This is a genomic window from Ideonella sp. (assembly GCF_036277275.1).
Classification (GTDB): Bacteria; Pseudomonadota; Gammaproteobacteria; order Burkholderiales; family Burkholderiaceae_C; genus Ideonella.
In genome coordinates this window covers 1-5,028 of sequence record NZ_DASUNH010000101.1, presented here as the reverse complement: position 1 = coordinate 5,028, position 5,028 = coordinate 1, and the positions used below count along the sequence as shown (strand labels likewise).

Genomic DNA, 5,028 nt, shown 5'->3' with positions numbered 1-5,028 from the left:
TGGTGATGCAGGCCGACTTCCCCGCGGAACGGTGGTTCTGGTTCGACCCACCGTTCCACCGTGGGCAAAGCGTGTTGTTGCACCGGCAGGCCGACAAGGTCTGGCGCATCGACTTCCAGCTCGGCTGGAATGCCGACCCGGAAGAAGAGAAGAAGCCGGAGAAGGTGATCCCGCGCATCCAAGCCATGTTGGCGAACCGAGGCCCCCAGGCGCCTGCGGAGCAGGCGCCGCCCCCCGAGGGGAACGAGCCGGCTAGGGGCGGCCCGTCGCCGGCTCACCCTGAATTCGAACTGGAATGGGTCAGCGTCTACACCTTCCAGTGCCGGCGCATGCCGCAGTTCCGCCATGGGCATGTGCTGTTCATCGGCGACGCGGCGCACCAGGTGTCGCCGTTCGGTGCGCGCGGCGCCAACTCGGGCATCCAGGACGCCGACAACCTGGGCTGGAAGCTGCACGCGGTGGTGACCTGCGCGGCGCCCGACACGCTGCTGGACAGCTACGCCAGCGAGCGCGGCGCGGCGGCCGACGAGAACATCCTGAATTCGACCCGCTCGACCGACTTCATCACGCCCAAGAGTGCGACCTCGAAGCTGTTCCGCAACGCCGTGCTGGGCCTGGCGCGCGAGCACGCGTTTGCGCGGGCGCTGGTCAACTCTGGGAGGTTGTCGGTGCCGACCCTGGCGCTCGATTCACCGCTGAACACGCCGGACGCGGAGCCCTTCGAAGGCTGGATGGTGCCGGGCGCGCCCATCGACGATGCGCCGGTGGCGGTCGACGGCCGAGCCCACTGGTTGTTGCGCGAGGTGGCCGGTGCAAGCGACGGCTTCACGTTGTTGGTCTTCGGTGACGAGTCGATCAACCTGCCGCCGACACCAGTGCCGCTGCACCTTGTGCGTGTCGCATCGACAGCGATGGTCGACACCGAAGGCTTGGTCGCGCGCCGTTATGACGCCCGCCCCGGCACCTGCTACCTGATCCGGCCCGACCAGCATGTGGCCGCGCGCTGGCGGCGCTTCGACCCGACCGCCGTGCAAGCGGCCCTGGCGCGTGCCTTGGGTCGGCACTGAAGGATGACCATGGAACACCTGAACACCCAGCCGAACTTCGGCGTCCCCGGCCAGCGTTTCGCCCGCGCGTTCACGCCGGGCGATGACTTCTACGAAGCGCTGATCGAGACCCACCGCGGCCTGAGCGACGAGCAAAGCCAGCTCGTCAATGCCCGCCTGGTGCTGCTGCTGGCCAACCACATTGGTGACCTGCGGGTGCTGCGCGAGGCCTTGTCGGCTGCTCGCGCTGGCGTTGAAGCTTGAGACCGGAACGCAAAAGGGGGCGGGAGTAACCCCGCCCCTTTCTTGCTGAATTGAACCAGGCTGTGGATCAGCGCTGGGCCATCACGGTGGCGGCCGGCTGGCGCACGCTGGGCGCCACACGCAGGTCGGTCTCGGTGTCGAACACGTTGATCTGGCCGTTGGCACGGGCAGCGATCACTTCAGCGCGCACTTCGTCGCGGCTCAGGCCGCCGGCCGATGCTTGCGCCTGGGCCGGCTTGCGGGTGAACAGCGAAGCGATCACGCGGCTCGAATCGTTGTTCTGCGCGAAGTAGGCCGCTTCCGGGTTGAAGCTGGCGATGTTGTTGGCATCACGCTTGGCGATGTACTGGGCCTGCACGGCATCGCGGCTCAGGCCTTCGGCCGATGCGGCAGCGGGCATGCGCAGGTTCGTTTCGGTGTCGAACACGTTGCGGTCGTTCGACTGGGCGAAGGCGCCGCCGGCGATGGTCAGGGCGATGGCGGCAACGGCGATCTGGGCTTGCTTGGCGAACATGGTGGTCATCCTTTGAATCGTTGAAACGGGGTTCCGGGCGGGCGGTCAAGCTGGGTGGGTCTTGTCCGTCTGTCCTGCCTCGGTGAGTCGTTTGGGTTGCGGCTCATCGATGAACTGAACTGTAGAGATTTGCGATTCGGGAATAAATACGTTTGTATGATTGAATTGATTTGCGAAACAAGAACAATGATGCGTGATGCCCAACTTCCGCAGTGACTGCCAGGTTCAAATTGACCTGAATTGGGTCTAAGTTAGAGCTTGATGGGCCGAAGTGGGCCACCTACCATCGCCCGCTGCCATGCCACCCGTCGGGTGGCTGACGCGAGGAGACGATGGTTCGCTGGAAAGACCTGTCGACGAGCGAGATGACGCTGCTGGACCATGTGTTCTGGTCCAGCCGCATTTCGCGTGAGGCGCTCGCGAGCGGCTCATCGTTTTCGAAGAGCCGCGCCAACGCCGCCGTAGCCGGCATGCTGGAGCAGGGCGTGCTCGAGGCCACCGGCGAGCAGGTGGCCACCGGCGGCCGGCGGGCCGAGACGCTGCGCCTGTCGCGCAACCTCGGCGTGCTGCTGGGAGCCGCGCTCGGCGCCACCGGGCTCGAAGTCGGCGTGATGACGCCCGACCTGGAACTGCTGGCCCACCACAGCGAGCCGGCCGATGTGCGCGACGGGCCGGCGCGGGTGTTGTCGCGGGTGCGCACGCTGATGCGCGAGCTGCTGAAGCAGTGCGATGCCAAGGCGCGCGACGTGATCGCGATCGGCATCGGTGTGCCCGGGCCGGTGGACTTCGGTCTCGGCCAACTCGTCAACCCGCCGCTGATGCCGGCCTGGGACGCCTACTCGATCCGCGAAGACCTGAAGGTCGACTTCAGCGCACCGGTCTTCGTCGACAACGACGTCAACGTGATGGCACTGGGCGAGCTGTGGCGCATGCAGCGTGGGTTGCAGAACTTCCTCGTGATCAAGGTCGGCACGGGCATCGGTTGCGGCATCGTCTGCCACGGTCAGGTCTACCGGGGCGCCAACGGCTCGGCCGGCGACGTCGGGCACATCTGCGTCGACCCGCAAGGGCCGCGTTGCCACTGCGGCAATGTCGGCTGCGTGGAGACGATGGCTGCCGGCCCGGCGATCGCACGTGCGGCCACCGAGGCCGCGACGAACGGCCAGAGCTCGCTGCTGAAGCAGATGCTGGAAGAACGCGGCGCATTGAAGCTGCAGGACGTGGCCGAGGCCAGCCGCGCCGGCGACGCGGCGGCCAACGCGATCGTGCAGCGCTCGGGCGCGCTGGTCGGCCAGATGCTGGCGGCGGTGGTGAACTTCTACAACCCGTCGCACATCTTCATCGGCGGCGGCATCCAGAAGATCGGCCCGCTGTTCCTGGCCGCCGTGCGGCAGAGCGTCTACCACCGCTCGCTGGCGCTGTCGACGCGACACCTGGAGATCCAGTACACGCCTTTGGGCGAACGTGCCGGGCTGATCGGCGCCGGCGTGCTGGGCATGCAGGAAAGCCTGCAGATGCGCGAGGCGGCGGTGTGATCTCGCTGGCCTTTCACGATGTCGTGAAGGCCTTCGGGCCGGTGCAGGTGCTGCATGGCGTCAGCTTCGAGCTGGCGTCGGGACAGATCTACGGATTGCTCGGGGAAAACGGCGCCGGAAAATCGACGCTGATGAAGATTGCCGCCGGCCACGAAATGCCGAGCGGCGGCGAAATGCGCATCAATGGTCAGCCGGTGCACTTTGCAGGCTCGCGCGACGCCGAAGCGGCCGGCGTGGTGCTGATCCACCAGGAGTTCAACCTCGCTGACGACCTGACGGTGGCGCAGAACGTGTTCCTCGGCCACGAGAAGCGGCGCGGCCCGTGGCTGGCCGACACGGCGATGCGCGCCGAGACGACGGTGCTGCTGGCCGACGTGGGCCTGGCCATCGCCCCCGACACGCGGGTGCGCCAGTTGATCGTGGCCGAGAAGCAGCTGGTCGAGATCGCCAAGGCGCTGGGCCGCAGGGCCCGCCTGCTGATCATGGACGAGCCGACCGCGACGCTGACGCCGGGTGAGACCGAACGCCTGTTCACGCTGATGGCGCGGCTGAAGGCCGAGGGCGTGACCATCGTCTACATCTCGCACAAGCTCGACGAGGTCGAACGCATCACCGACGAGGTGATCGTGATGCGCGACGGCCGCTTCGTGGCTCGCCAGCCCACCGCATCGTTGACGCGGCAGCAGATGGCCCAGCTGATGGTCGGCCGCGAGCTGTCCGATCTGTTCCCGCCGCGCCAGCCAGCGCCGACGACGGACGCACCACCGCGGCTGAGCGTGCAAGGTTTGTCGGCACCCGGCTGGGCCGACGAGGTCAGCTTCGACGTGCGGGCCGGTGAGATCCTCGGCTTCGCCGGGCTCGTCGGTGCCGGTCGCACCGAGTTGTTCGAGGGCCTGCTGGGGTTGCGGCCACGCAGCTCCGGCCGCGTCAGCCTGGACGGCCGCGAGGTGCACATCGGCAGCCCGCGCGAAGCCGCTGACCTGGGGCTGACCTACCTCAGCGAAGACCGCAAGGGCAAGGGCCTGCACGTCGCCTTCGGGCTGGCCGAGAACCTGACGCTGATGGCGTTGCAGCGCTACGCCAAACCCTGGCTGCGACCGGGCGCAGAGCGCGCGGCGCTGCAAGAGGCGGTCACTGCGTTCGGCATCCGCACCGGCTCGCTGGACCTGCGCGCTTCGGCGCTGTCCGGCGGCAACCAGCAGAAGCTCGCTCTGGCCAAGGTGTTGCACCCGAATCCGCGCGTGATCGTGCTCGACGAGCCGACACGCGGTGTCGACGTCGGCGCCAAGCGCGACATCTACTTCCTGATCCAGCGTCTGGCGGCTGAAGGCCATGCGGTGATCGTCATTTCGTCCGAGCTGGTCGAGCTGATCGGCCTGTGCCACCGCGTCGCTGTGATGCGCGGCGGTCGGCTCCAGGTTGTGCTGCCGGCCGAAGGGCTGAGCGAAGAGGCGCTGATCGCGCATGCGACCGGGACTCATTGAAATGCTGCTTCGATGCTGCCGGCGATCTCATTCGTTCCGCCATGGTGGTGGCGGCCGGGTGGCGGCGGTGCCCCCGTTCTCCGGCCCACGCTCGCGGGGCACGGTCGCGGCAGGCAACGGACATCTGCGTCATCACCGTGGTGCCTTGGCGCCGTGGGGGCGACCGCGAATGGGGCCTGCGCCCG

General features: G+C 67.6%; 5 protein-coding genes. 4 read left to right on the top strand and 1 reads right to left on the bottom strand.

Annotation, left to right across the window (positions count from 1 at the left end):
* On the top strand, positions 1-1,067 hold a 1,067-nt coding region (locus VFY73_RS16885), incomplete at its 5' end, for an FAD-dependent monooxygenase (protein ID WP_329720828.1).
* A gap of 9 nt (positions 1,068-1,076) precedes the next feature.
* A complete protein-coding gene (locus VFY73_RS16880; protein ID WP_414654478.1) occupies positions 1,077-1,310 on the top strand; it encodes a DUF2783 domain-containing protein in 234 nt (77 codons plus the stop codon).
* A gap of 67 nt (positions 1,311-1,377) precedes the next feature.
* Here the strand turns inward: VFY73_RS16880 and VFY73_RS16875 are convergent, their stop codons facing one another.
* Positions 1,378-1,833, bottom strand: coding sequence for a hypothetical protein (locus VFY73_RS16875; RefSeq protein ID WP_329720824.1), 456 nt, complete (start codon positions 1,831-1,833; stop codon positions 1,378-1,380).
* Between the two features lie 356 nt (positions 1,834-2,189).
* On the opposite strand from VFY73_RS16875, the gene VFY73_RS16870 reads away from it, so the two are divergent.
* Together VFY73_RS16870 and VFY73_RS16865 are read left to right on the top strand one after the other, a co-directional pair.
* Complete coding sequence (locus VFY73_RS16870; RefSeq protein ID WP_329720832.1) at positions 2,190-3,359, top strand: ROK family protein; 1,170 nt, start codon at positions 2,190-2,192, stop codon at positions 3,357-3,359.
* Positions 3,359-4,843, top strand: coding sequence for a sugar ABC transporter ATP-binding protein (locus VFY73_RS16865; protein WP_329720830.1), 1,485 nt, complete (start codon positions 3,359-3,361; stop codon positions 4,841-4,843). Before VFY73_RS16870 ends, VFY73_RS16865 begins: the two co-directional genes overlap by 1 nt.
* Positions 4,844-5,028 lie beyond the last annotated feature (185 nt).

What these genes read in the sequence shown, in the direction of transcription:
- VFY73_RS16880 (WP_414654478.1), top strand. Translation starts at nt 1,077, where the DNA reads ATGGAACACCTGAACACCCAGCCGAACTTCGGCGTCCCCGGCCAGCGT.
- VFY73_RS16875 (WP_329720824.1), bottom strand. Translation starts at nt 1,833, where the DNA reads ATGACCACCATGTTCGCCAAGCAAGCCCAGATCGCCGTTGCCGCCATC.
- VFY73_RS16870 (WP_329720832.1), top strand. Translation starts at nt 2,190, where the DNA reads ATGACGCTGCTGGACCATGTGTTCTGGTCCAGCCGCATTTCGCGTGAG.